This window comes from Burkholderiaceae bacterium, from assembly GCA_024235995.1.
Classification (GTDB): Bacteria; Pseudomonadota; Gammaproteobacteria; order Burkholderiales; family Burkholderiaceae_C; genus Ottowia.
The window spans coordinates 1,055,354-1,076,803 of the sequence record JACKLI010000001.1; the positions used below are offsets into that span (position 1 = coordinate 1,055,354).

Sequence of the window (21,450 nt, forward strand, 5' to 3'; positions counted from 1 at the left end):
TCAATGCCGTGGCAGACTCGACGTGCTAATGGAATTTTCGATGGACGTGCCCTGCTGTGCACCGGGTGCTGGGCCCTGACAGCCGCGAACAATCGGCCGAAAAAGATGGAGATTGAAGACATGAACCAGTGGATCAACCGGGTGCGTGCGGCGTTCTTGCTGGCCTGGGCCGTGGGCGCCATGGCTGCGGCCCACGCCGACCAGACGGTGGCGGCGCACTCGCAGTATTTCAAGGACTGGACGTTCTATTCATCCAGTGTCAATGGAACAGGCTATACCAGCATCACGGGGCAACTGGGGCCGATTCCCTTGACCGTGCGGACAACCGATGGCCACTCGATCGTCAGACAGAACTGGAGCTCGGACTACCTGGGGATGTATCCGCTGGCCAAGCTTCCAGACGACATTGGTTTGCCGACGGCGGCGAGAGTCCCCTTGTTCGAGCATCTGGCCAACCGTGCGGCCAACCCCAGCCTGCTGGAGATTGCCACCAGCAATGGCCAGCCGCTGCCCATTGGCACGGTCTTGTTCCTGCACGATGTGGATGGGGGTGACCATGCCCAGTTGCGCTTTTTTGGTTGCAACGGCGCCCAGCTGGATGCCAGCAGCTCGGAATGGCTCAAGATTGCGGTGACCGATCCGTTGCCGCAAACCGCGGAGTTCCAATCCACCGGTTCGGACAATTTCTGGCTGGTTACCGACCCACGGACTGGCGGCTCGCCGAATGACAATACGACGTTCGGCCTGATGATTCACCGCGGCGGTGTGTGCAGCATCCGGGTCAGCACCGAGCCGGGGCACAGCACCATCGATATGTTCCTGGGTATCTCCAACGCCGCGCTGCAGGAAGCGCTGGCGCCCAAACCCGTCCCCACCCTCAATGGGACGGGTGGCTTGGTGCTGACCGGGTTGATGGTTCTGGGTTTTGCGGTCTTGCGCCGACGCGGCTGATCGATGGAGTAACCGTCTTCCAAGTCAAGCGCCGTGAATCGATATGTCCCAGTGTTTGCCGGTTCTGACCATGGCGTTGAGCGTAGTCAGCAGCTCGGCCTGGCGCTGCGTCAGGCGCCGGGCCTGCGCCAGCGTGCTGGCCTTCAGCAGCTCGGGCGCGGGATGTCAAGGCTGCGCTGGGTAAAGCGACGAAAGTCATGGTCGGCGCTGGTGGCCGTGCATTGCTATTTTGATAATAGCTTCTTGGGCTTGTAAATCGCGCGCTGGCGGCTGATTTGATTCATGAAAATCAATGGCCGGGCTTGAGCGCCAGCGCCCGCTCGTACAGGCCATTGCGCGCGGCGCCGGTGATGTCGGCCGCCAGTTTCACGGCGGTTTTCAAAGGCAGCTCGGCCAGCAGCAGCTTGAGCACGCGCTCGCTCTCGTCCTCGCCGGTCGCGGCCTCGGCGGGGTGCAGCACCAGCACGAATTCGCCGCGCTGGCGCTGCGCGTCGGCAGCCAGCCAGGCGGGCAGGTCGGCGCAGGCCAGGGTGGCGATCTGCTCGAACTGCTTGGTCAGCTCGCGTGCCACGGTGACGGGGCGCTGGCCCAGCGCGGCCAGGGCGTCGGCCAGGGCGGCGATGCGGTGCGGCGCCTCCAGCAGCACCACGGCGCGGGTCTGTTGCGCCAGGGCCTGCACGGCGCTGGCGCGCTCGCCGCTCTTGCTGGGCAAGAAGCCTTCGAAGACGAAGCTGCCGTCGCCGGCCAGGCCGGCGGCGCTGAGGGCGGTGGTGACGCTGCTGGCGCCGGGCAGTGGCAGCACGCGCAGGCCGGCGGCGCGGCAGGCAGCCACCAGGCGCGCGCCGGGGTCGCTCACGGCGGGGGTGCCGGCGTCGCTGACGCAGGCCACGCGCTGGCCGGCGTGCAGGCGCTCGATCACGCCCTGCGCGGCCTCGGCCTCGTTGTGCTGGTGCAGGGCGATCAGCGTCTTGCCGTCGATGCCGCAGGCGCGCAGCAGGGGCTGGGTGTGGCGCGTGTCCTCGCAGGCGATGGCGTCCGCCAGGCCCAGCACGTGCAGCGCGCGCAGGGTGATGTCGGCCAGGTTGCCGATGGGCGTGGCCACCACGTACAGGGCGCCGGCCGGATAATGCTGCGCGCCGGCCGCCGCCGCGGCCGCGGCCAGCGCGGGCTGGAGATCGGCCTTGCCAACAAGGGAGGAATCGGGCATGGACAGGGGCGCTCGGGTCATGGGTTGGCTGAAGCGGGGCGCCAGCACCCGCGTGCGCGGCACAGCCGCCGAAGATCTGGCGCTGGCGCACCTGGAGCGCGCGGGCCTGCGCCTGGTCGAGCGCAATTATCGAACCCCCGGGCGCGGCGGCGGCGAGATCGACCTGATCCTGCGCGACAGCGATGGCACGCTGGTGTTTGTCGAGGTGCGTGCCCGCGCGTCGGACGCGCAGGGCGGCGCCGCGGCCAGCGTGGGCGCGGCCAAGCGCCGGCGCATCGTGTTCGCGGCCCGGCACTACCTGCTGCGCCTGCCCGCGCCGCCACCCTGCCGCTTTGACGTGGTGGCCATCGATGGCGAGCGCATCGAGTGGCTGCAGGCGGCCTTCGATGCGGGCGGGTGAGTTTTAAATCAAGGGTTAACCCTGTTTTTCAAAAGGTGCAACCTCGGCAGAATTCCAGAACATCGATTTCTCCGGGGTTCGCATGTCCACCACCATCGGCATCAAGGTTGACGACGCGCTGCGCGAGCGCATCCGCGCGGCCGCGCACCGGTTGGGGCGCACGCCCCACTGGCTGCTCAAGCAGGCCGTGCTGCAGTACGTGGACGCGCTGGAACGCGGGGCTTCCAGCATCCGCATCGCGCTGGATGCGCCGGCGCCCGGGCACGAAGGCATGCAGGAGGTGCAACCTGATGCCACCAATGAGGTGCAACCTTTCCTGGCGTTCGCCCAGTCCATCCTGCCGCAGACCGAGCTGCGCGCCGCCATCACCGCCGCCTGGCACCGGCCCGAGACCGAATGCCTGCCCATGCTGCTGCCGCTGGCGCGCACCGAGGACGCGGCGCAGGCCGATGCCGTGCGCACGCTGGCCGCGCGCCTGGTGCAGGGCCTGCGCGACGCGCCGGTGGCCAGCGGCGTGGCGGCGCTGGTGCAGGAGTTTTCGCTCTCCAGCCAGGAGGGCGTGGCGCTGATGTGCCTGGCCGAGGCGCTGCTGCGCATCCCCGACAAGGCCACGCGCGACGCGCTGATCCGCGACAAGATCAGCCACGGCGACTGGCGCGCGCACGTGGGGCGTTCGCCCTCGCTGTTTGTCAACGCCGCCGCCTGGGGCCTGGTGCTGACCGGCAGGCTGACGGCCACCAGCAGCGAGAAGAGCCTGTCGGCGGCGCTCACGCGCGTGATCGGCAAGGGCGGCGAGCCGCTGATCCGCCAGGGCGTGCACCGCGCGATGAAGCTGATGGGCGAGCAGTTCGTCACCGGCCAGCACATCGCCGAGGCGCTGGCCAACAGCCGCGCGCACGAGCGGCTGGGCTTTCGCTACAGCTACGACATGCTGGGCGAGGCCGCGACCACCGAGGCCGACGCCCGGCGCTACCTGGCCGCCTACGAGCAGGCGATCCATGCGATCGGAGCAGCGTCTGACGGGCGCGGCATCTTCGAGGGGCCGGGCATCTCGATCAAGCTCTCGGCGCTGCACCCGCGCTACTGCCGCGCGCAGTACGAGCGCGTGATGACCGAGCTGCTGCCGCGCGTGCTGCACCTGGCCGAGCTCGCCCGGCGCTACGACATCGGCATGAACATCGACGCCGAGGAGGCCGACCGGCTGGAGCTGTCGCTGGACCTGCTCGAAGCCCTGTGCGCCGCGCCAAGCCTCAGGGGCTGGAACGGCATCGGCTTCGTCGTGCAGGCTTATCAAAAGCGCTGCCCGCAGGTGATCGACCACCTTGTCGATCTGGCGCGGCGCAGCCGCCGCCGGCTGATGGTGCGGCTGGTGAAGGGCGCGTACTGGGACAGCGAGATCAAGCGCGCGCAGATCGATGGCCTGGCCGGCTACCCGGTCTACACGCGCAAGGCCTACACCGACGTCAGCTACCTGGCCTGCGCGCGCAAGCTGCTGGAGGCGACCGACGCGGTGTACCCGCAGTTCGCCACGCACAACGCGCAGACGCTGGCCAGCATCGTCCATCTGGCGCAGGCCGTGGGCGGCAGCTACTACAGCGGCCAGTACGAGTTCCAGTGCCTGCACGGCATGGGCGAGCCGCTGTACGCGCAGGTGGTGGGGCCGGCCGCCGAGGGCAAGCTGGCGCGGCCGTGCCGCATCTACGCGCCGGTGGGCAACCACGAGACGCTGCTGGCCTACCTGGTGCGCCGCCTGCTGGAAAACGGCGCCAACACCTCGTTCGTGCACCGCATCGGCGACGCCGGCGTGCCGGTCGCCGAGCTGGTGGCCGACCCGGTGGAGGAGGTGCTGCGGATCGCGCGCGAGGAAGGGCGCCTGGGCGCGCCGCACCCGCGCATCCCGCTGCCGCGCGCGCTGTTCGCGGGGCAGGGCGCGCTGGCGCGGGCCAATTCGCAGGGCTTCAACCTGGCGCACGAGCAGCAGCTCGCCTCGCTGTCGGCCGCGCTGCTGGCCGGCAGCGGCCAGCGGCACCTGGCCGCGCCCCCGGGTGTCGCGCCGCCGGTCGACCCGGCGCGCGCCGAGGGCTGGCAGGCGCTGGCCAACCCGGCCGAGCTGGCCGACACCGTGGGCTGGGTGCGCGAGGCCGCGCCGCACGAGGTGCAGGCTGCCGCCGAGCGCGCCGCCGCCGTGCTGCCGATCTGGGCCGGCACGCCGCCGGCCGGCCGCGCCGACGTGCTGGCGCGCGCCGCCGACCTGCTGGAGCAGCGCAGCCAGCCGCTGATCGGCCTGATCCAGCGCGAGGCCGGCAAGACGCTGGCCAACGCCGTGGGCGAGATCCGCGAGGCGGCCGACTTCCTGCGCTACTACGGCGCGCAGGTGGCGACGCGCTTCGACAACGCGGCCGAGCGCCCGCTGGGCGTGGTGCTGGCCATCAGCCCATGGAACTTCCCGCTGTCCATCTTCACCGGCCAGGTCGCCGCCGCGCTGGCCGCCGGCAATACCGTGCTGGCCAAGCCGGCCGAGCAGACGCCGCTCACCGCCGCCGCCATGACCGCCCTGCTGCACGAGGCCGGCGTGCCGCCGGACGCGCTGCAGCTGCTGCCCGGCCCCGGCGAGACGGTGGGCGCGCAGCTCGTGGCGCACCCGCGGGTGGCGGGCGTGCTGTTCACCGGCTCCACCGAGGTGGCGCGGCTGATCCAGCGCCAGCTCGCGCGGCGCCTGTCGCCCGGCGGCCAGCCCATTCCGCTGATCGCCGAGACCGGCGGACAGAACGCGATGGTGGTCGACTCGTCGGCGCTGGCCGAGCAGGTCGTCGCCGACGTGCTCGCCTCCGCCTTCGACTCGGCCGGCCAGCGCTGCTCCGCGCTGCGCCTGCTGTGCCTGCAGGAAGACATCGCCGAGCGGCAGCTCGCCATGCTCCGGGACGCGCTGCAGGAGTGGCGCGTCGGCAATCCCGACCGCCTGGGCACCGACATCGGCCCGGTGATCGACGAGACGGCGCGCGCGCGGATCGAGGCCCACATCCGGCAGCTGGTCGAGGCCGGGCAGGCGGTGACGCGCCTGCCCCTGCCGCCCGCGCTCCATGGCCATTACGTGGCCCCGGCGATCATCGAAATCGATGGCTGCGCGCGCTTGACCCAGGAGGTTTTCGGGCCGGTCTTGCACGTCGTCCGCTACCGGCGCGAACAGCTCGACGCCCTCGTCGCCGACATCAACGCCAGCGGCTACGGCCTCACCTTCGGCGTGCACAGCCGCATCGACGAGACCATCGCCCGCCTCACCGACCGCGTGCAGGCGGGCAACCTCTACGTCAACCGCAACGTGATCGGCGCGGTGGTCGGCGTGCAGCCCTTCGGCGGCATGGGCCTGTCGGGCACCGGCCCCAAGGCTGGCGGGCCGCTGTACCTGTACCGGCTGGTGCAGGGCCGGCCCAACGCCGCGCTGGCCGCGCTGCCGCGCGCCGAGGCGCCGCCGCCCCCGCTGGCGCTGCTGCGGTCGCTGCAGCAGGCCGCGCTGCCCGGCGCCGACCCCGCGCCGGCGCGCGCCGCCCTCGCCGCCGCGCAGGACGCCGCGCGCGCCGGCGCCAGCTGGCTGCTGCCCGGCCCCACCGGCGAAGCCAACCGCTACCGCCTGCTGCCGCGCGGCCCCGTGTGGGCCCTGCCGCGCACCCCGCTGGGTCTCGTCGCGCAGGTGGCCGCGGCGCTCGCCAGCGGCAACCCCTGCCACGTGGTGCTGCCGCGGGCGGATGCGGGCTGCGCCGCCCTGTGGCAGACGCTGCGCGCGGCGGCCGGAGAGGAGGCGCACGCCTGGCTGCACGAGGCCACCGACGCCAGCCTGGACGATGGCGCGTGCCCGGTGGCGGCCGTGCTGTTCGAGGGCGACGGCGACGCGCTGCTGGCCCTCACGGCCCGCGTGGCGGCGCGCGAGGGTGCCATCGTGCGCATCGAAAGCCGCAGCAGCGACGAGCTGCTGGCCGGGCAGGGCTACGAGCTGGCGGCGCTGTGCCACGAGCAGTCGGTCAGCACCAACACCGCGGCGGCCGGCGGCAACGCGCAGCTCATGACCATGGCTTGACGGCCGGCGCGTGCGGTCGCACTTGCTGACAATCGTCCCGCGCCGGTGCATGCGGCGCTGCTATCATTTCTATCAATGCACGAGCAACGCATCCACCAGCGCTTCATCGACGGCGCCGACCTGCACTACCAGTGGGCCGAGGCGCTGGCGCGGCCCATTGCCGAGGCGGCGCAGGCGGTGCTGGCCTGCGTGACGGGTGGCGGCAAGGTGCTGGCCTGCGGCAACGGCGCCTCGGGCGCGCTGGCGCAGTACCTGGTGGCGCTGCTGGTGGGGGGCTTCGGCCGCCCGCGGCCCGAGCTGCCGGCCCTCGCCCTGGGCGCCGACGCCGCCACGCTGACGGCCGTGGCCGGGCGCGGCGACTACGACGACGCCCTGGCCGCGCAGGTGCGCGCGCTGGGCAGCGCGGGCGATTTGCTGCTGGTGCTGTCCACCCACGGGCAGGCCGCCAATGTGCTGCGCGCGGTCGAGGCCGCGCACGAGCGCGACATGAGCGTGGTGGCCCTGACGGGCCATGGTGGCGGCGAGCTGGGCCGCCGGCTGCGCGACACCGACGTGCAGGTATGCGTGCCCAGCGAGCACGCCGCCCACATTCAAGAGGCCCACCTGCTGGTGCTGCACTGCCTGTGCGATGGCCTGGATCAACAACTGCTTGGCGACGAGGAGAGTGCTTCATGACAACCCGGATGCAACGATGGACGGCCCTGGGCCTGGTGCTGGGCACGCTGGCTCTGGGCGGCTGCGCGGTGGCCGTGGTGGGTGGCGCCGCCGCCGCGGGCGGCCTGGTGGCCACCGACCGGCGCAGCACCGCCACCCAGCTGGCCGACCAGGGCATCGAGCTGCGCGCCTCCAGCCGCGTCAACGACGCGCTGGGCGCGCGCCGCGGCCACGTCAGCATCACCAGCTACTTTCGCAAGGTGCTGATCACCGGCGAGGTGGCCACGGCGCAGGACCGGCAGCTGGCGGCCGAGGCCGTGCGCGGCACGCCGGACGTGGCGGGCGTCGTCGACGAGCTGGCGGTGATGCCCGAGACCAGCATCGCGCAGCGCTCGGAAGACACGGTGCTGACCGGCAAGGTCAAGGCCAAGCTGATCGATGCCAACGGCGTGCCGGCCAACAGCATCAAGGTGGTGACCGAGCGCGGCACAGTCTACCTGATGGGCCGCCTGACCCAGCGCGAGGAGGCCCTGGCCACCGAGGTGGCGCGCACCGTGCCCGGCGTGCAGCGGGTGGTGCGCATCATCGACACCATCAGCGAGCAGGCGGCGCTGCACCCGGCCGATGCCACCGGCACGACCCCCTCGCCGGCGCCCGTCACGACGGTGCCGTCCAACGGCTCCAGCGCCGCGCCGGCGGTCGAGGTGCATCCGGTGAGCCAGCCCACCGTCATCCAGCAGCCGCCGGTCGAGGTGCGGCCGCTGCCGCCGGTGAAATAGGCTCACCCCCAAGCTGCGCGGACTTCGTTCCGCTTCGCTTCCCCCCTGCGAGGGGGCGCACCCGCTGACCGGGGAAACCCCGGCCAGGGGTGCCCGCGCATGGCCTGCTCCGCGGCCACCCGGTCCATTCGGGCGTGTACCCAGCCGCTTATTTCAGCCGGCGAATCAGGCTGGACGTGTCCCAGCGCCCGCCGCCCATGGCCTGCACGTCGGCGTAGAACTGGTCGACCAGGGCCGTCACCGGCAGGCGCGCGCCGTTGCGCTTGGCTTCGCCCAGCACCAGGCCCAGGTCCTTGCGCATCCAGTCGACGGCAAAGCCGAAGTCGAAGCGCCCCGCGGTCATGGTCTTGCCGCGGTTGTCCATCTGCCAGCTTTGCGCCGCGCCCTTGCCGATGACGCCCAGCACCTGCTCGACGTCCAGCCCCGCGCGCTGGCCGAAGGCAATGGCCTCGGCCAGGCCCTGCACCAGGCCGGCGATGCAGATCTGGTTGACCATCTTGGTGAGCTGGCCGGCGCCGCTGGGGCCCATGAGGGTGACCGCGCGGGCAAACGCCATGGCCACGGGCCTGGCCTGCTCGAAGGCGGCGGCCTCGCCCCCGCACATCACCGTCAGCACGCCGTTTTGCGCGCCGGCCTCGCCGCCGGACACCGGCGCGTCGACGAAGTGCAGGCCGCGCGAGCGCGCCGCCGCGGCCAGCTCGCGCGCGACGTCGGCCGAGGCGGTGGTGTGATCCACGAAGATGGCGCCCGGCTGCATGCCGGCCAGGGCGCCGCTGTCGCCCAGCACCACCGAGCGCAGGTCATCGTCGTTGCCCACGCAGCTGAACACGAAGTCGGCGCCCGCGGCGGCGGCGGCCGGCGTGGCGGCGTGGCGCGTGCCCGGAAACTGGGCGCAAAACGCCGCCGCCTTGGCCGCGGTGCGGTTGTAGACCGTGACCGCGTGGCCCGCGCGGGCCAGGTGGCCCGCCATCGGGGCGCCCATCACGCCCAGGCCCAGGAAGGCCACGGTGCGCGGCGGGCAGGGTTCGTAGGTTTTGGCGGCAATGGAGGTGTTCATCCGGCCATTGTAGGAAGCCGGAGGGCGCCGCCGCGGGGTCGGGTCAGACGATCTGCAGGTGCTCGGTGCCCGCGGCCAGGTCCGGCGTCTTGGCGCGCTTGCTGGTCAGCTTGATCTGCAGGCGCAGGTCGTTGGCCGAGTCGGCGTTGCGCAGCGCGTCCTCGTAGGTGATGAGGTTGGCCTCGAAGGCGTCGAACAGCGCCTGGTCGAAGGTCTGCATGCCCAGCTCGCGGCTTTTCTTCATCGCCTCCTTGATCTCGCCGACCTCGCCCTTGAAGATCAGGTCGGAGATGAAGGGCGAGTTGATCATGACCTCGATCACCGCCGTGCGGCCCTTGCCGTCCTGCTTGGCGATCAGGCGTTGCGAGATCAGCGCGCGCAAATTCAATGACAGGTCCATCAGCAGCTGGGCGCGCCGCTCCTCGGGGAAGAAGTTGATGATGCGGTCGAGCGCCTGGTTGGCGCTGTTGGCGTGCAGCGTGGCCAGGCACAGGTGGCCGGTCTCGGCAAAGGCCACGGCGTGTTCCATGGTCTCGCGGTCGCGGATTTCGCCCATCAGGATCACGTCGGGCGCCTGGCGCAGGCTGTTCTTCAGCGCGGCTTCCCAGTCGTCGGTGTCCAGCCCGACCTCGCGCTGCGTCACGATGCAGTTCTTGTGCGGGTGCACGAACTCCACCGGGTCTTCCACCGTGATGATGTGGCCGTAGCTGTGGATGTTGCGCCAATCGACCATGGCCGCCAGCGAGGTGGACTTGCCCGAGCCGGTGGCGCCCACCAGGATGGCCAGGCCGCGCTTGCTCATGGCCACGTCCTTCAGGATCCGGGGCAGGCCCAGGCCGTCGATGGTGGGCAGCTCGGCCGGGATCACGCGCAGCACCATGCCCACGTTGCCCTGCTGCACGAAGGCGTTGACGCGAAAGCGCCCGATGCCGGCCGGCGCGATGGCGAAGTTGCACTCCTTGGTGCGCTCGAACTCGGCGGCCTGCTTGTCGTTCATCACCGCGCGCACCAGCGCCAGCGTGTGCGCCGGCGTGAGGTTTTGCGGCGACACCTTGGCGATCTTGCCGTCCACCTTGATGGCGGGCGGAAAGTCGGCCGTGATGAACAGGTCGCTGCCCTGGCGCGAGAGCATCAGCTTGAGCAGGTCGTTGATGAATTTGCTGGCCTGGTCGCGTTCCATGAAAGGGCTCCTGGCGAGGGGTCGTTGAAGATTGGGCGTCTACAGCCGCGCCGGCCGCCGCCGGGCCGCCCCAAGGCGGCCGGGGCCCCCTTGGGGGGCAGCACAGCATGCGCAGCAGCGGAGCGTGGGGGCCATGTTCAGCCAGGGAAATTTTCAGGGATCTTGGCCTTGCCGCGCGCCTCGGCCGAGCTGATGGCGTTGCGGCGCACCAGGTCGGTCAGCGTCTGGTCCAGCGTCTGCATGCCCATGCCCTGGCCGGTCTGGATGGCCGAGTACATCTGCGCCACCTTGGCCTCGCGGATCAGGTTGCGGATGGCCGGCGTGCCGATCATGATCTCGTGCGCCGCCACGCGGCCCGAGCCGTCTTTGAGCTTGCACAGCGTCTGCGAGATGACGGCCTGCAGCGACTCGGACAGCATGGCGCGCACCATCTCCTTCTCCTCGGCCGGAAAGACGTCGATGATGCGGTCGATGGTCTTGGCCGCGCTGGAGGTGTGCAGGGTGCCGAACACCAGGTGGCCGGTCTCGGCCGCCGTCATGGCCAGGCGGATGGTCTCCAGGTCGCGCATCTCGCCCACCAGGATGGCGTCGGGGTCCTCGCGCAGGGCCGAGCGCAGGGCGTTGGCGAAGCTGTGCGTCATGGGGCCCACCTCGCGCTGGTTGATCAGGCACTTCTTGGACTCGTGCACGAACTCGATCGGGTCTTCCACCGTCAGCACGTGGCCGTATTCCATCTCGTTGAGGTGGTTGACCATGGCCGCCAGCGTGGTGGACTTGCCCGAGCCGGTGGGGCCGGTGACCAGCACCAGGCCGCGCGGCTTGAGCGCCAGCTCGCCGAAGATCTTGGGGCAGCCCAGCTGCTCCAGCGTCAGGATCTTGCTGGGGATGGTGCGCAGCACGCCGGCGGCGCCGCGGTTCTGGTTGAAGGCGTTGACGCGAAAGCGCGCCAGGCCCTCGATCTCGAACGAGAAGTCCACCTCCAGGTTTTCCTCGTACACCTTGCGCTGGGTGTCGTTCATGATGTCGTAGAGCATCGCGAACACCTGCTTGTGATCGAGCGGCTCGACGTTCAGGCGCCGCACGTCGCCATGCACGCGGATCATGGGCGGCAGGCCGGCCGACAGGTGCAGGTCGGAGGCGTTGTTCTTGACGCTGAAAGCCAGCAGTTGGGTGATGTCCACGGCGTTTCGCAGTAAAGGTTGGCTGGAGGATGGTTGCAGTTTGATACGTCGACCGATTATGACGATGATCGCAGCCAATCTCCAGCCGGTTCGTACCCGAATCGCAACGGCCGGCCCGGCCGACGGGCGGAACGTGCAGGATGTCGCACTGCTGGCCGTGCCCAAGACCTTCGGCCCCGAGGCCGTGCGCGCTGCCTGGCTTGTCGCCTTTGCAGGCGTGCACCCAGGCCCGATGGTCATCGCCGAGTTTGCTCCTGCTTCTGGAGCTGCTCGCGCTGTTTACATGCGGGCCAGAGCCATTTTTGACCAGGTGAACGCGACCGGGCTGGGGCTGGGCACCCTGTCGCTGGGCATGAGCCAGGACCTGGAGGCGGCCATGGCCGCCAGGGCGTTTACTGCGGGGGCCCGGCGGGCAGCGCCGGCTTGTCGCCCTTAGGCCCGCGATCGCGCCACGCGCCACGGCCGTGGCATGGGCGCCTCAGCAGCAGGGCCGCGCCGAGCGCGATCAGCAAAACCGGGCCGATCAGCGGAAACATGCCGACCGGAATCAGGCCCAAGTACCTGGCAACGCCGAGCGTGCCAATGACGATCAGGGCAAGGGGAAGGATTCTCATGGTGTGTCCCGGGTTGAGTTGAAGCAAGTGATTGAAAAGGGCGTGTGCAAGGCGCGCAGCGGCCCGGCGTCAGCGGGGCCCGTTGGGGGCGGGCGGCTCGGTGGGTGCGTCGCCGGGCTTGCCGCCGTTGCCGTCGCGGGTCTGCCATCGGTTCATGCCCGCGCGAAAGCGGTCTCGCTCTTCTTCGCTCAGGCTGTTCCATCCGGGGCCAAAGCGGCGGTGCATGCGCCGCTCCCACTGCCCGTGCATGCGTTCGCGCGCGCCGGCGCGACAACGCGGGCCGGCGATCAGCATGACCACACCGATGGCGATCAGGAGCAAGGGCCAGAACAGGCGCATGAACTCAGGGTCGATCAGGCCAAAGTGCTTGAGCACCCCGATCACGCCGATGGCGATCAGGGCAAGCGGGAAAATGCGCATGGTTCTCTCCAGAAATGATGGGGTGTGGGTGCTAGACGACGAGGTCGCCGTACTCAGCCTGCAGCCGGGCGCGCAGAGCGAGCACCGCACGGCGTTTGCGCGCCAGCAAGGTGTTCTGCGGTACCCGCCATTGCGCCGACATCTCGGCAAATGACAGGCCTTCGATCTCGTGCGCCAGGAAAACGTCGCGCAGCGAAGGCGGCAGCGCCTGCAGCGCGGCATGAATGGAGCCGAGCAGCACGGAGCGGGCATAGGCCGCGTCGGGGCCAGCCGCCGGATCGGGCAGCGTTTCTTCCAGCCAGCGCTGGCCGTCATCGTCCCCGGTCGGAGGTGCTGCGGGTTCTTCCTTCTTCTTGCGTGCGCGGTCGACGATGCGGTTCTTGGCCACCCGGAACAGCCATGCGCCGGCTTGCTCGATGGCGTCGGTGGCGAGGTAGAACTCCAGCAAGACCTCTTGCAGGATGTCCTCGGCGTCCGCCGCGTTGCGCACCTGCCGGCGGATGAAGCTGCCGAGCCGTGCGCGCTCCCGCGCCACGATGTCGGTGAAGCGCGAGGCGTTGTTGGGCACGGCAAAAGGGGCTGACGGCGATGGGCCGACCGGGGCGTCCATGTCGGGTAGACGAATCAGCCGCCGAAATATTGTGCGCTGGCACCAACGGCGTTGGTGCGCGCCAGTGCCTGCGTGCTTGCATGGGCGCGCTCAGAGGCCGCCTGGGAGCTGGCCCCGCAGGCCCTCGTTTTGATCTAGCGAAACACCACGGTGCGCTGCCCCGACAGCAGCACCCGGTGCTCGCTGTGCCACTTGACGGCGCGCGCCAGCACCTGGCTTTCGGTGTCGCGGCCGATGGCGGTCAGGTCTTCCACCGTCTTGCCGTGGTCCACGCGGGCCACGTCCTGCTCGATGATCGGGCCTTCGTCCAGGTCGGCCGTCACGTAGTGGGCGGTGGCGCCGATCAGCTTGACGCCGCGCGCGTGCGCCTGGTAGTACGGCTTGGCGCCCTTGAAGCTGGGCAGAAAGCTGTGGTGGATGTTGATGGCGCGCCCGGCCAGGCGCTGGCACAGCTCGTCCGACAGGATCTGCATGTAGCGCGCCAGCACCACCAGCTCGGCGCCTTCGCCGTCGATGATTTCCAGCTGCCGCGCCTCGGCCTGCGCCTTGTTGGCCTTGCCGACGGCGATGTGGTGGAACGGCACGTTGTAGCTGGCCGCCAGCTGGTAGAAGTCGCGGTGGTTGCTGACGATGGCGCGGATGTCGAGCGGCAGCAGGCCGGACTTCCAGCGGAACAGCAGGTCGTTCAGGCAGTGGCCTTCGCGGCTGACGAAGATCACGGCGCGCATGGGCTGGCTGGCCGGGTGCAGCTGCCAGTGCATGGCAAAGCGCTCGGCCAGCCCGGTCAGGCCCTCGCGCAGGGCGTCGGGGCTGCCGGGCGCGCACGAAAACTGCACGCGCATGAAGAACAGGCCGTTGCCGGCGTCGTTGAACTGCGCTGCTTCCTCGATGTTGCCGCCGTGCTCCAGCAAAAAGCCCGAGACGGCATGCACGATGCCCGGGCGGTCCGGGCAGGACAGGGTGAGAATGTAGGTGTCTTGCATCGGCGCTGATTGTCGCAGGGGCCTTGCGGGCCTGCCGGCTCAATCTTTTGCATGGCTTTGCCTGCCGTTTACGGCCGCCACGCGGTTCATGCGTTGAAATGGGGTGCAGCTTCGCCACTCAGGAGACTTCGACATGCTCAAACCCGTCCTGCTGTCCGCCGCCGTGCTGGCGGCCTCGATCGGCGCCCTGGCGCTGCCCACCGCAGCGCAGGCCCAGGCCTACTTCTCGGTGCAGATCGGCCCGCCCCCGCCGCCGCGCCCCGAGGTGATGCCGATGGCGCGCCCCGGCTACGTCTGGGCGCCGGGGCACTACGAATGGCGACACGGCCACTACATCTGGCGCCGGGGCTACTGGGTGGCCGCGCGGCCGGGCTATGCCTACGTGGCGCCCATGTGGGTGGCCGAGGGCCCGCGCTGGGTGTACCGGCCCGAGCGCTGGGAGCGCCAGCCGGGGCATGCCGGTCCGCCGCCCTGGAGCAACGGCCATCACCGCGACATGCGCCACCGCCGCGACCACGACCGCGATGGCGTGCCCAACCGTTACGACCGGCGGCCCAACAACCCCTACCAGTACTGAGCAACTGAGCTGAGCCAGGCTCAGCGCAGGGCGGCGCAGGGGTCGCGCGGGGGCAGCGGCGCGGTGGGCCAGACCTGGTCGGCGCCCGCGTCGGGTTGCACGCCAGACGCTTCTTTTTCGATAGCTTTCTGCGCTTGCTGCGTGCGGGCTGAAACCACTTTGGCCTTGATGTTGCCGGGCAGGTACTGCGGAATACCCAGTCCGCGCTGCACGTGGCCGTTGCCCGCCACCAGCAGCACCGTGCGGCCCGGCTGCAGCGCGCGCACCACGGTGTCGGCCATGGCCGCGTCGCGCGCGACCTGGATGCGCGTCATGGGCACGATCTGGCGGTCGGGCAGCAGGTTGCAGTGGCCGGCGCGGATGCGGCGCTGCTGCTCGGCCCAGGCGGCGGGCGGCAGGCGGGTGTCCAGGCTGGCGTCCTGCATCGCGTGGCGCATGTCGGCGCGCGGCAGGTTGGCGCCCCACACCGGCACGCCGGCGCGCACCGCCGCCATTACCACCGGGCCGTAGTCGGCCCAGGGCCAGCCGGCTTGGTCCCAGGCCAGCGCGCGGCGCACCTGGGCCTGGCTGGCGCCGGGCGGCAGGCCGGCCGTGTCGTGGCCCTGCTCGGCCATCTCCAGCACCAGCGCCGCCAGCTGGCCGCGCGCGGCCAGCCACTGCACCGTGGCGCGCTCCAGCCGGTGGTGCTCGGGCGCGTCGTGCTGCTCGCCCAGCAGCAGCACATCGGCGGGCAGCAGGGCGGCCAACCGGGCCCGTTCGGCCTCGTCCAGCCGCGCCGGCGTGGCGCAGGCGGCCAACAGCAGGGCGGCCAGGGTGGCGGTGGCGAGCAGGGTGATGCGGCGCATGGCGCCATACTAGGGCCTGTTCATGCCATGAAAGGGGTCGCGAAGCTCATGACAGCCTGCCCATCAAGGCGCGCGCCGCCGTGCGTGCGTCGGCACGCACAAGAAGCGCAACGCCGAGGGGCGGGCTGTCATGAGCTTCCCTTCGGGTTGCCTCGCCAAGGGGCCGTCTGCGGCGTTGCCCGCGCTTGCAAGGCGCAAGCCTTGGCCAGCGCACGGGCGCCTTGCATCCAGCCCCTTGGCGAGGCAACGCGATCCTCTCTCATGGCGTGAGCAGGCCCTAAGTTGATGGCGGGGATGAACCACGGGGACGCGGCGCGCGGGCTGCGCGTCGGGCTGACGCTGGCGCTGGCCGGCTTGGCCGCGCTGCTGGCCGTGCGTGCGCGCGTGCCGGTGCCGTGGATGATCGGCCCGCTGCTGGCCACGGCGGCGGCCCGCATGGCCGGCTGGCCGGCCGCCAGCAGCATCGCGCTGCGCAACGCCGGGCAGTGGGTCATCGGCGCGGCGCTGGGCCTGTACTTCACGCCGCAGGTGACGGCGCTGGTGCTGGGCCTGTGGTGGGCGGTGGCGCTGGCCGTGCTGTTTGCGCTGGGCCTGGGCGCGCTGTTCGGCGGTTGGATGCAGCGGGCGCTGGGCGCGGCCGGCGCCGGCCTGACGCCCGCGCAGCGGCGCGCCACGGCCTGGTTCGCCAGCTCGGTCGGCGGCGCGTCGGAGATGACGCTGCTGGCTGAGCGCGCCGGCGCCCGCGCCGACCTGGTGGCCGCGGCGCACAGCGTGCGCATGACGGTGGTGGTGTTGGTGCTGCCCTTTGCCATGCAGTGGGCGCGCCAGCACTGGCAGCTGCCGGTGCTGGACGCCACGCCGCCCGGCCGCGCCGCCGCCGAATGGCCGGGCCTGCTGTGGCTGGGCCTGGCCACCGGCGCCGGCGCCTGGCTGATGAGCCGCACGCGCCGCGCCAACCCGTGGTTCATCGGCCCCCTGCTGGTGACCATGGCCCTGACCATGGCCGACGTGCATGCGTCGGCCGTGCCCAAGGTGCTGACCAACGCCGCGCAGCTGGTGATCGGCGTCAGCCTGGGCGTGCGCTTTTCGCGCCCGTTCTTGCGCACCGCGCCGCGCTGGCTGCTGGCCGCTGCCGTCGGCACGCTGGGCATGATCGCGCTGTGCGCCGGCTTTGCCGGGCTGCTGGCCGGGCTCACCGGCCTGCACCCGGTGACGCTGATGCTGGCCACCGCGCCCGGCGGCATCGCCGAGATGGCGATCACGGCGCAGGTGCTGCAACTGGGCGTGGCGGTGGTGACCGCCTTTCAGGTGTGCCGGCTGGTGGCCGTGCTGCTGCTGGCCGAGCCCCTGTTTGGCTGGCTGGAGCGGCGGCGCTGGCGGCGCGCCGCGTCATGAAACGAAAAAAGGGGCCGCTCGGGGCCCCTGGGCTGGGTGTGCGGGATCGGATCAGTGCAGGACGACCGGGTTTTGCGCCAGCTCGGCGTAGCCCTCCAGCGTGTCTTCCACCTCTTCCTGCGTGGGGGTGTTCTGCTGCCACTCGGTGATGCGGCGCTGGAACAGCTCGGCCCACAGGCCGTCCAGGTACACCTCCTTGCCCGAGCGCTTGTCCACGATCTCGAAGCCGTGGCGTGCCAGCGTGGGCTCGCCCGCGTCGTCGTCGGCGCGCGCGGGCTCGTCGGGCAGCAGATGCACCACCACGAAGCTGTCGGAGTCGTAGAGCGTGTTCATGAGGTTTGCGAGGGCCTTTCAGGTCATGGACGCACACCAGTGTGCCCCATGCAGATGAGAACGAACGAGCGGCTTTCAAGGCCGACAGGGTTTTGGGGCTTGTTCAGCGTCGCCTTTGCCCCCCGGCCGCAGCCCCTACACTCGCTGCCCATGAAACTGGCAACGTACAAGGACGGCTCGCGCGACGGGCAACTGGTGGTGGTCTCGCGCGACCTGGGCACGGCGCACTACACCACCGGCATCGCCAGCCGCCTGCAGCAGGCGCTGGACGACTGGAACTTCATCGCGCCCCAGTTGCAGGACCTGTCCGACGCGCTCAACCACAGCCGCGCGCGCCACCCCTTCGCCTTCGACCCCGCCCAGTGCATGGCGCCGCTGCCGCGTGCCTACCAGTGGCTGGACGGCTCGGCCTACCTCAACCACGTCGAGCTGGTGCGTGCCGCCGGCCGCGACGACGTGCCCGAGCGCTTCTACACCGAGCCGCTGATGTACCAGGGCGGTAGCGACGACTTTCTGGGCCCCTGCGACGACATCGTGGTGCCCGACGAGGCCATGGGCATCGACTTCGAGGCCGAGCTGGCCGTCGTCACCGCCGACGTGCCCATGGCCGCCACGGCCGAGCAGGGGCTGGACGCCATTCGCCTGCTGATGCTGGCCAACGACGTCAGCCTGCGTCACCTGATCGCCGGCGAGGTCGAGACCCGCCTGGGCCTGGTGCAGGGCAAGCCCGCCACCGCCTTCAGCCCGGTGGCCGTCACGCCCGACGAGCTGGGCGAGGCCTGGCAGGGCGGGCGCGTGCACCTGGCCCTGCAGACCAGCTGGAACGGCCGCAAGGTGGGCCTGTGCGAGGCCGGGCCCGACATGCGCTTTCACTTCGGCCAGCTCATCGCCCACGCCGCGCGCACGCGCCGCCTGCGCGCGGGCAGCATCGTCGGCAGCGGCACCGTCAGCAACCCGGGGGTGGACAGGAACGGCCGCCGCGAATGGCCCAAGGGCTACGGCTGCATCGCCGAAAAGCGCGCCATGGAGACCCTGCTGGACGGTGCGCCCAAGACCGAGTACATGCGCTTTGGCGACCGCGTGCGCATCGAGATGAAAAGCCGTGACGGCCAACTGGTGTTTGGCGCCATCGACCAGCGGGTGGCGCCTTTGGCCCTAAACTCGCCACCCGGTTGATCCAGCGCAAGGCACCCACGCAAGGCGTGTGGCTGGCGCGCTGGATGGCCTTCGATTGCCAGAACAAACCATTCACAGGAGACTTTCGATGCAACGCCGACACTTCATCTCACTGGCCCCCGCCGCGCTGGCCGCGCCCTGGGCGCGCGCGCAGGGCGGCTGGCCCACACAGCAGATTCGCTGGGTGGTGCCCTATCCGGCCGGCGGCGGCACCGACGCGCTGGCGCGCGTGATCTCCGAGGCCATGCGGCCGGCGCTGAACCAGCAGGTGATCGTGGTGGACAACCGCCCCGGCGCCTCGACCAACATCGCCGGCGAGCTGGTGGCCACGGCCAAGCCCGACGGCTACACCGTCATGTCGGCCGACAACGCCATCCTGGCCTACAACGAATACCTGTTTTCCAAATTGCCATTCAACCCGGCCAAGAGCTTCAGCTACATCGGCGCGTTCGGCCGCTTTCCGCTGGCGCTGGTGGTCACGCCCAAGTTTCCGGCGCAGACGCTGAAGGAGTTCCTGGCCTACCTGCGCGCCCATCCGGGCAAGGTCAACTACGCCTCGCCGGGCAATGGCTCGCCGCACCACCTGGCGATGGAGCTGTTCAAGAACCGCACCGGCACCTTCATCACCCACATCCCCTACCGCGGCGCGGCGCCGGCCATGCAGGACGTGATGAGCGGGCAGGTCGACTGCATGTTCCTCGACCTGCCCGCGGGCCTGCCCACCATCACCAGCGGCAAGGTGCGCGCGCTGGCCATCGGCTCGGCCCAGCGCGTGCCGCAACTGCCCAACCTGCCCACGCTGGCCGAAAGCGGTGTGAAGGACAGCGAGGTCTACGCCTTCCAGGGCCTGCTGGGCCCGGCCGGCATGCCGGCCGACGTGGTGGCCAAGCTCAACGGCGCCATCAACGCCGCGCTGAAGGCGCCGGCCGTCGTCCAGCGCATGCACGACTACGGCATGGAGGCCCAACCCGGCACGCCGCAGCAGTTCTTCGACATGGCGCGCGCCGAGGCCAAGCGCTGGGGCCCCGTCATCAAGTCGGCGGGCGTCAAGCTCGATTGACGGCGGCCGTCAGAGCTGCGGCGCGAGCGACTTGAGCCCGCGCAGCAGCATCTCGACCGCCACCGCTACCAAAATCAGGCCCATCAAGCGCTCGAAGGCCTGCAGCACGCGCGGGCCCACCCAGCGCTGGATGCGCTCGGCCAGCACCAGCACCAGCGCGCACACGGCCATGGTCACGCTCAGGGCGGCCACCCATTCCCAGCGCCGCTCGGGTGCCTGGCTGACCAGCAGCAGCACGGTGGCCAGCGCCGAGGGGCCGGCCAGGGCCGGCACGGCCAGCGGCACGATCAGGGGCTCGGCCGCGCTTTCCTCGTCGGGGCCGGGCGGCGGCGGAAACACCATGCGCAGCGCGATCAGAAACAGCACCACCGCGCCGGCCAGCTGCAGCGCCAGCTGCGACAGGTTCATCACGCGCAGGAAGGCGTCGCCCACGAACATGAAGGCCAGCAGCAGCCCGAAGGCGATCAGCACCTCGCGCAGGATCACGCGCGGGCGGCGCGCGGCGGGCACCACCTTCAGCGCGCTGGCGAAGATCGGGATGTTGCCCAGCGGATCGGTGATCAGCAGCAGCAGGATGGTGGCCGAGACGAAGCTGTAGGTCATGGCGGGGGCGCCAGGAAGGGCGGCGCTGGCCGGCATTGTGCAATGCGCGGGCGGCCGGCGCCGCTACGATCGGGGTCGACCGATCCCATCCACCCAGCCAAGCGAAAGGCCGCAACCATGACCGCTCCCGCCATCGACTACAGCCGCTACCAGACCTTCCACATCACGCGCCGGGGCGACGGCGGCTGCGTGATCGACCTGCAGATGAAGGCCGCCAACGGCAAGCTGCCCACCGCCGGCCACGACGGCCACTGGGAGCTGAGCGAGATCTGGCGCGACATCGACCGCGACGACAGCGTGCGCGTGGCCGTGCTGCGCGGCGAGGGCATGGGCTTCTCCGGTGGGGGCGACCTGGCCCTGGTGCAGGACATGGCCAGCGACTTCGCCGTGCGCTCGCGCGTGTGGAAGGAAGCGCGCGACCTGGTCTACAACGTCATCAACTGCGAAAAGCCCATCGTCAGCGCCATGCACGGCCCGGCCGTGGGCGCGGGGCTGGTGGCCGGCCTGCTGGCCGACGTGTCGATTGCCGCCAAAAGCGCCCGGATCGTCGATGGCCACACCCGCCTGGGCGTGGCCGCGGGCGACCACGCCGCCATCTGCTGGCCGCTGCTGTGCGGCATGGCCAAGGCCAAGTACCACCTGATGCTGTGCGAGGCCGTCAGCGGCGAGGAGGCCGAGCGCATCGGCCTGGTGTCGCTGGCGGTGGACGACGACCAGCTGCTGGCCAAGGCCTACGAAGTGGCCGACAAGCTGGCCGCCGGCAGCCAGAGCGCCATCCGCTGGACCAAGTACTCGCTCAACAACTGGTACCGCCAGGCGGGGCCCAGCTTCGACACCTCGCTGGCGCTGGAGTTCATGGGCTTTGGCGGCCCCGACGTGCACGAGGGCGTGGCCAGCCTGCGCGAGCGGCGCGCGCCCCGCTATTGACCCAGTTGCACGGGCACGCCGTCGCGGTTGAAGGGCAGGTAGGCGCCGAAGGTGCCGGCCTTGACGGCGTCGACCATGCGCTGCAGCGCGCGGTCGATGTCGCCCTCCGACGGCGTTTGGCCCGGCGTGCCGGCCAGCGCGGCGGCAAACACCAGGCGCCAGGGTTGCTGCGGATTTTCGAACTGCTGCGATTCGCGCCGCAGCGCGTCGAAGGAGGCCAGCTCCTCGGGCGGCTTGTCCACGCACATCAGCGGCACCAGCGCGCCGCCCTCGCCCTGGGCAAAGCGCGCGCGCTGCTCGGGTGTGGCGTCCGCAGGCAGTTCGGCGCCGGCGAACACCAGCAGCAGGCGCTCGCGGCGTTCGTGCGCGGCGCGCAGCAGGTCGTCGAAACAGGTGATTTCGGTGTTCAGGCCCATTGGTTTTCCA

Annotated in this window: 23 protein-coding genes; 11 read left to right on the plus strand and 12 right to left on the minus strand. The window is 70.7% G+C overall.

Features of this window, described 5'->3' with window-relative positions; genetic code table 11:
* Positions 1-120 precede the first annotated feature (120 nt).
* Positions 121-951: a hypothetical protein gene (locus H6927_05220; GenBank protein ID MCP5217494.1), complete on the plus strand. Its 831-nt coding sequence runs from the start codon at positions 121-123 to the stop codon at positions 949-951.
* A gap of 289 nt (positions 952-1,240) precedes the next feature.
* Here the strand turns inward: H6927_05220 and rsmI are convergent, their stop codons facing one another.
* Positions 1,241-2,158, minus strand: coding sequence for a 16S rRNA (cytidine(1402)-2'-O)-methyltransferase (rsmI, locus tag H6927_05225; GenBank protein MCP5217495.1), 918 nt, complete (start codon positions 2,156-2,158; stop codon positions 1,241-1,243).
* Here rsmI and H6927_05230 point away from each other — a divergent pair.
* From H6927_05230 to H6927_05245, 4 genes are all read left to right on the plus strand, one after another.
* The gene (locus H6927_05230) at positions 2,157-2,558 is read left to right on the plus strand and encodes a YraN family protein (GenBank protein MCP5217496.1); all 402 of its coding nucleotides are present in this window, start codon (positions 2,157-2,159) and stop codon (positions 2,556-2,558) included. The genes rsmI and H6927_05230 overlap by 2 nt on opposite strands.
* Positions 2,559-2,640: 82 nt before the next feature.
* A complete protein-coding gene (gene putA, locus H6927_05235) occupies positions 2,641-6,630 on the plus strand; it encodes a trifunctional transcriptional regulator/proline dehydrogenase/L-glutamate gamma-semialdehyde dehydrogenase (protein ID MCP5217497.1) in 3,990 nt (1,329 codons plus the stop codon).
* A gap of 75 nt (positions 6,631-6,705) precedes the next feature.
* Positions 6,706-7,305: an SIS domain-containing protein gene (locus tag H6927_05240; protein ID MCP5217498.1), complete on the plus strand. Its 600-nt coding sequence runs from the start codon at positions 6,706-6,708 to the stop codon at positions 7,303-7,305.
* Positions 7,302-8,063, plus strand: a complete 762-nt coding sequence (locus H6927_05245) for a BON domain-containing protein (GenBank protein MCP5217499.1) — start codon at positions 7,302-7,304, stop codon at positions 8,061-8,063. The genes H6927_05240 and H6927_05245 overlap by 4 nt, the downstream gene beginning before the upstream one ends.
* A gap of 148 nt (positions 8,064-8,211) precedes the next feature.
* On the opposite strand, the gene H6927_05250 is transcribed toward H6927_05245, so the two are convergent.
* The 3 genes from H6927_05250 to H6927_05260 form a co-directional block, all read right to left on the minus strand.
* Positions 8,212-9,120 (minus strand): NAD(P)-dependent oxidoreductase, encoded by a 909-nt coding sequence (locus tag H6927_05250; protein ID MCP5217500.1) that lies wholly within the window; start codon positions 9,118-9,120, stop codon positions 8,212-8,214.
* 43 nt (positions 9,121-9,163) lie between these two features.
* A complete protein-coding gene (locus H6927_05255; protein ID MCP5217501.1) occupies positions 9,164-10,300 on the minus strand; it encodes a PilT/PilU family type 4a pilus ATPase in 1,137 nt (378 codons plus the stop codon).
* Between the two features lie 137 nt (positions 10,301-10,437).
* Positions 10,438-11,481 (minus strand): type IV pilus twitching motility protein PilT, encoded by a 1,044-nt coding sequence (locus H6927_05260; GenBank protein MCP5217502.1) that lies wholly within the window; start codon positions 11,479-11,481, stop codon positions 10,438-10,440.
* Between the two features lie 58 nt (positions 11,482-11,539).
* On the opposite strand from H6927_05260, the gene H6927_05265 reads away from it, so the two are divergent.
* Entirely contained in the window at positions 11,540-11,917 is a 378-nt protein-coding gene (locus H6927_05265; protein ID MCP5217503.1) for a hypothetical protein, read from the plus strand.
* Here the strand turns inward: H6927_05265 and H6927_05270 are convergent.
* From H6927_05270 to purU, 4 genes are all read right to left on the minus strand, one after another.
* A complete protein-coding gene (locus H6927_05270; GenBank protein MCP5217504.1) occupies positions 11,874-12,095 on the minus strand; it encodes a hypothetical protein in 222 nt (73 codons plus the stop codon). The two genes, H6927_05265 and H6927_05270, sit on opposite strands and share 44 nt — an antisense overlap.
* A gap of 69 nt (positions 12,096-12,164) precedes the next feature.
* Complete coding sequence (locus H6927_05275) at positions 12,165-12,515, minus strand: hypothetical protein (protein ID MCP5217505.1); 351 nt, start codon at positions 12,513-12,515, stop codon at positions 12,165-12,167.
* A gap of 31 nt (positions 12,516-12,546) precedes the next feature.
* Positions 12,547-13,125 (minus strand): sigma-70 family RNA polymerase sigma factor, encoded by a 579-nt coding sequence (locus tag H6927_05280; GenBank protein MCP5217506.1) that lies wholly within the window; start codon positions 13,123-13,125, stop codon positions 12,547-12,549.
* A 134-nt stretch (positions 13,126-13,259) separates the two neighbouring features.
* Positions 13,260-14,108, minus strand: coding sequence for a formyltetrahydrofolate deformylase (purU, locus tag H6927_05285; GenBank protein ID MCP5217507.1), 849 nt, complete (start codon positions 14,106-14,108; stop codon positions 13,260-13,262).
* Between the two features lie 133 nt (positions 14,109-14,241).
* Between purU and H6927_05290 the strand changes: the two genes are divergently transcribed.
* Positions 14,242-14,685, plus strand: a complete 444-nt coding sequence (locus H6927_05290) for a YXWGXW repeat-containing protein (GenBank protein ID MCP5217508.1) — start codon at positions 14,242-14,244, stop codon at positions 14,683-14,685.
* 20 nt (positions 14,686-14,705) lie between these two features.
* Here the strand turns inward: H6927_05290 and H6927_05295 are convergent, their stop codons facing one another.
* On the minus strand, positions 14,706-15,530 hold the full coding sequence (locus H6927_05295; GenBank protein ID MCP5217509.1) for a ChaN family lipoprotein: 825 nt from the start codon (positions 15,528-15,530) through the stop codon (positions 14,706-14,708).
* A 294-nt stretch (positions 15,531-15,824) separates the two neighbouring features.
* Between H6927_05295 and H6927_05300 the strand changes: the two genes are divergently transcribed.
* Positions 15,825-16,925 (plus strand): AbrB family transcriptional regulator, encoded by a 1,101-nt coding sequence (locus H6927_05300; protein ID MCP5217510.1) that lies wholly within the window; start codon positions 15,825-15,827, stop codon positions 16,923-16,925.
* Between the two features lie 51 nt (positions 16,926-16,976).
* Here the strand turns inward: H6927_05300 and H6927_05305 are convergent, their stop codons facing one another.
* Positions 16,977-17,258 (minus strand): DUF3567 domain-containing protein, encoded by a 282-nt coding sequence (locus H6927_05305; GenBank protein MCP5217511.1) that lies wholly within the window; start codon positions 17,256-17,258, stop codon positions 16,977-16,979.
* A gap of 150 nt (positions 17,259-17,408) precedes the next feature.
* Between H6927_05305 and H6927_05310 the strand changes: the two genes are divergently transcribed.
* Positions 17,409-18,434, plus strand: coding sequence for a fumarylacetoacetate hydrolase family protein (locus H6927_05310; GenBank protein ID MCP5217512.1), 1,026 nt, complete (start codon positions 17,409-17,411; stop codon positions 18,432-18,434).
* Between the two features lie 88 nt (positions 18,435-18,522).
* A complete protein-coding gene (locus H6927_05315; GenBank protein MCP5217513.1) occupies positions 18,523-19,494 on the plus strand; it encodes a tripartite tricarboxylate transporter substrate binding protein in 972 nt (323 codons plus the stop codon).
* 9 nt (positions 19,495-19,503) lie between these two features.
* Here H6927_05315 and H6927_05320 read toward each other — a convergent pair whose 3' ends face one another.
* Positions 19,504-20,097 (minus strand): MarC family protein, encoded by a 594-nt coding sequence (locus H6927_05320; protein ID MCP5217514.1) that lies wholly within the window; start codon positions 20,095-20,097, stop codon positions 19,504-19,506.
* A gap of 117 nt (positions 20,098-20,214) precedes the next feature.
* Here H6927_05320 and H6927_05325 point away from each other — a divergent pair, with 117 nt between their 5' ends.
* Complete coding sequence (locus tag H6927_05325; protein MCP5217515.1) at positions 20,215-21,024, plus strand: enoyl-CoA hydratase/isomerase family protein; 810 nt, start codon at positions 20,215-20,217, stop codon at positions 21,022-21,024.
* On the opposite strand, the gene H6927_05330 is transcribed toward H6927_05325, so the two are convergent.
* Positions 21,018-21,440: a ribonucleotide reductase subunit alpha gene (locus H6927_05330; GenBank protein ID MCP5217516.1), complete on the minus strand. Its 423-nt coding sequence runs from the start codon at positions 21,438-21,440 to the stop codon at positions 21,018-21,020. The genes H6927_05325 and H6927_05330 overlap by 7 nt on opposite strands.
* Positions 21,441-21,450 lie beyond the last annotated feature (10 nt).

What these genes read in the sequence shown, in the direction of transcription:
- H6927_05325 (MCP5217515.1), top strand. Translation starts at nt 20,215, where the DNA reads ATGACCGCTCCCGCCATCGACTACAGCCGCTACCAGACCTTCCACATC.
- H6927_05280 (MCP5217506.1), bottom strand. Translation starts at nt 13,125, where the DNA reads ATGGACGCCCCGGTCGGCCCATCGCCGTCAGCCCCTTTTGCCGTGCCC.
- putA (MCP5217497.1), top strand. Translation starts at nt 2,641, where the DNA reads ATGTCCACCACCATCGGCATCAAGGTTGACGACGCGCTGCGCGAGCGC.
- H6927_05305 (MCP5217511.1), bottom strand. Translation starts at nt 17,258, where the DNA reads ATGAACACGCTCTACGACTCCGACAGCTTCGTGGTGGTGCATCTGCTG.
- H6927_05290 (MCP5217508.1), top strand. Translation starts at nt 14,242, where the DNA reads ATGCTCAAACCCGTCCTGCTGTCCGCCGCCGTGCTGGCGGCCTCGATC.
- H6927_05275 (MCP5217505.1), bottom strand. Translation starts at nt 12,515, where the DNA reads ATGCGCATTTTCCCGCTTGCCCTGATCGCCATCGGCGTGATCGGGGTG.
- H6927_05320 (MCP5217514.1), bottom strand. Translation starts at nt 20,097, where the DNA reads ATGACCTACAGCTTCGTCTCGGCCACCATCCTGCTGCTGCTGATCACC.
- H6927_05300 (MCP5217510.1), top strand. Translation starts at nt 15,825, where the DNA reads ATGAACCACGGGGACGCGGCGCGCGGGCTGCGCGTCGGGCTGACGCTG.
- purU (MCP5217507.1), bottom strand. Translation starts at nt 14,108, where the DNA reads ATGCAAGACACCTACATTCTCACCCTGTCCTGCCCGGACCGCCCGGGC.
- H6927_05265 (MCP5217503.1), top strand. Translation starts at nt 11,540, where the DNA reads ATGACGATGATCGCAGCCAATCTCCAGCCGGTTCGTACCCGAATCGCA.
- H6927_05255 (MCP5217501.1), bottom strand. Translation starts at nt 10,300, where the DNA reads ATGGAACGCGACCAGGCCAGCAAATTCATCAACGACCTGCTCAAGCTG.
- H6927_05295 (MCP5217509.1), bottom strand. Translation starts at nt 15,530, where the DNA reads ATGCGCCGCATCACCCTGCTCGCCACCGCCACCCTGGCCGCCCTGCTG.
- H6927_05310 (MCP5217512.1), top strand. Translation starts at nt 17,409, where the DNA reads ATGAAACTGGCAACGTACAAGGACGGCTCGCGCGACGGGCAACTGGTG.
- H6927_05330 (MCP5217516.1), bottom strand. Translation starts at nt 21,440, where the DNA reads ATGGGCCTGAACACCGAAATCACCTGTTTCGACGACCTGCTGCGCGCC.
- H6927_05240 (MCP5217498.1), top strand. Translation starts at nt 6,706, where the DNA reads ATGCACGAGCAACGCATCCACCAGCGCTTCATCGACGGCGCCGACCTG.
- H6927_05220 (MCP5217494.1), top strand. Translation starts at nt 121, where the DNA reads ATGAACCAGTGGATCAACCGGGTGCGTGCGGCGTTCTTGCTGGCCTGG.
- H6927_05230 (MCP5217496.1), top strand. Translation starts at nt 2,157, where the DNA reads ATGGACAGGGGCGCTCGGGTCATGGGTTGGCTGAAGCGGGGCGCCAGC.
- H6927_05250 (MCP5217500.1), bottom strand. Translation starts at nt 9,120, where the DNA reads ATGAACACCTCCATTGCCGCCAAAACCTACGAACCCTGCCCGCCGCGC.
- H6927_05270 (MCP5217504.1), bottom strand. Translation starts at nt 12,095, where the DNA reads ATGAGAATCCTTCCCCTTGCCCTGATCGTCATTGGCACGCTCGGCGTT.
- H6927_05315 (MCP5217513.1), top strand. Translation starts at nt 18,523, where the DNA reads ATGCAACGCCGACACTTCATCTCACTGGCCCCCGCCGCGCTGGCCGCG.
- rsmI (MCP5217495.1), bottom strand. Translation starts at nt 2,158, where the DNA reads ATGCCCGATTCCTCCCTTGTTGGCAAGGCCGATCTCCAGCCCGCGCTG.
- H6927_05245 (MCP5217499.1), top strand. Translation starts at nt 7,302, where the DNA reads ATGACAACCCGGATGCAACGATGGACGGCCCTGGGCCTGGTGCTGGGC.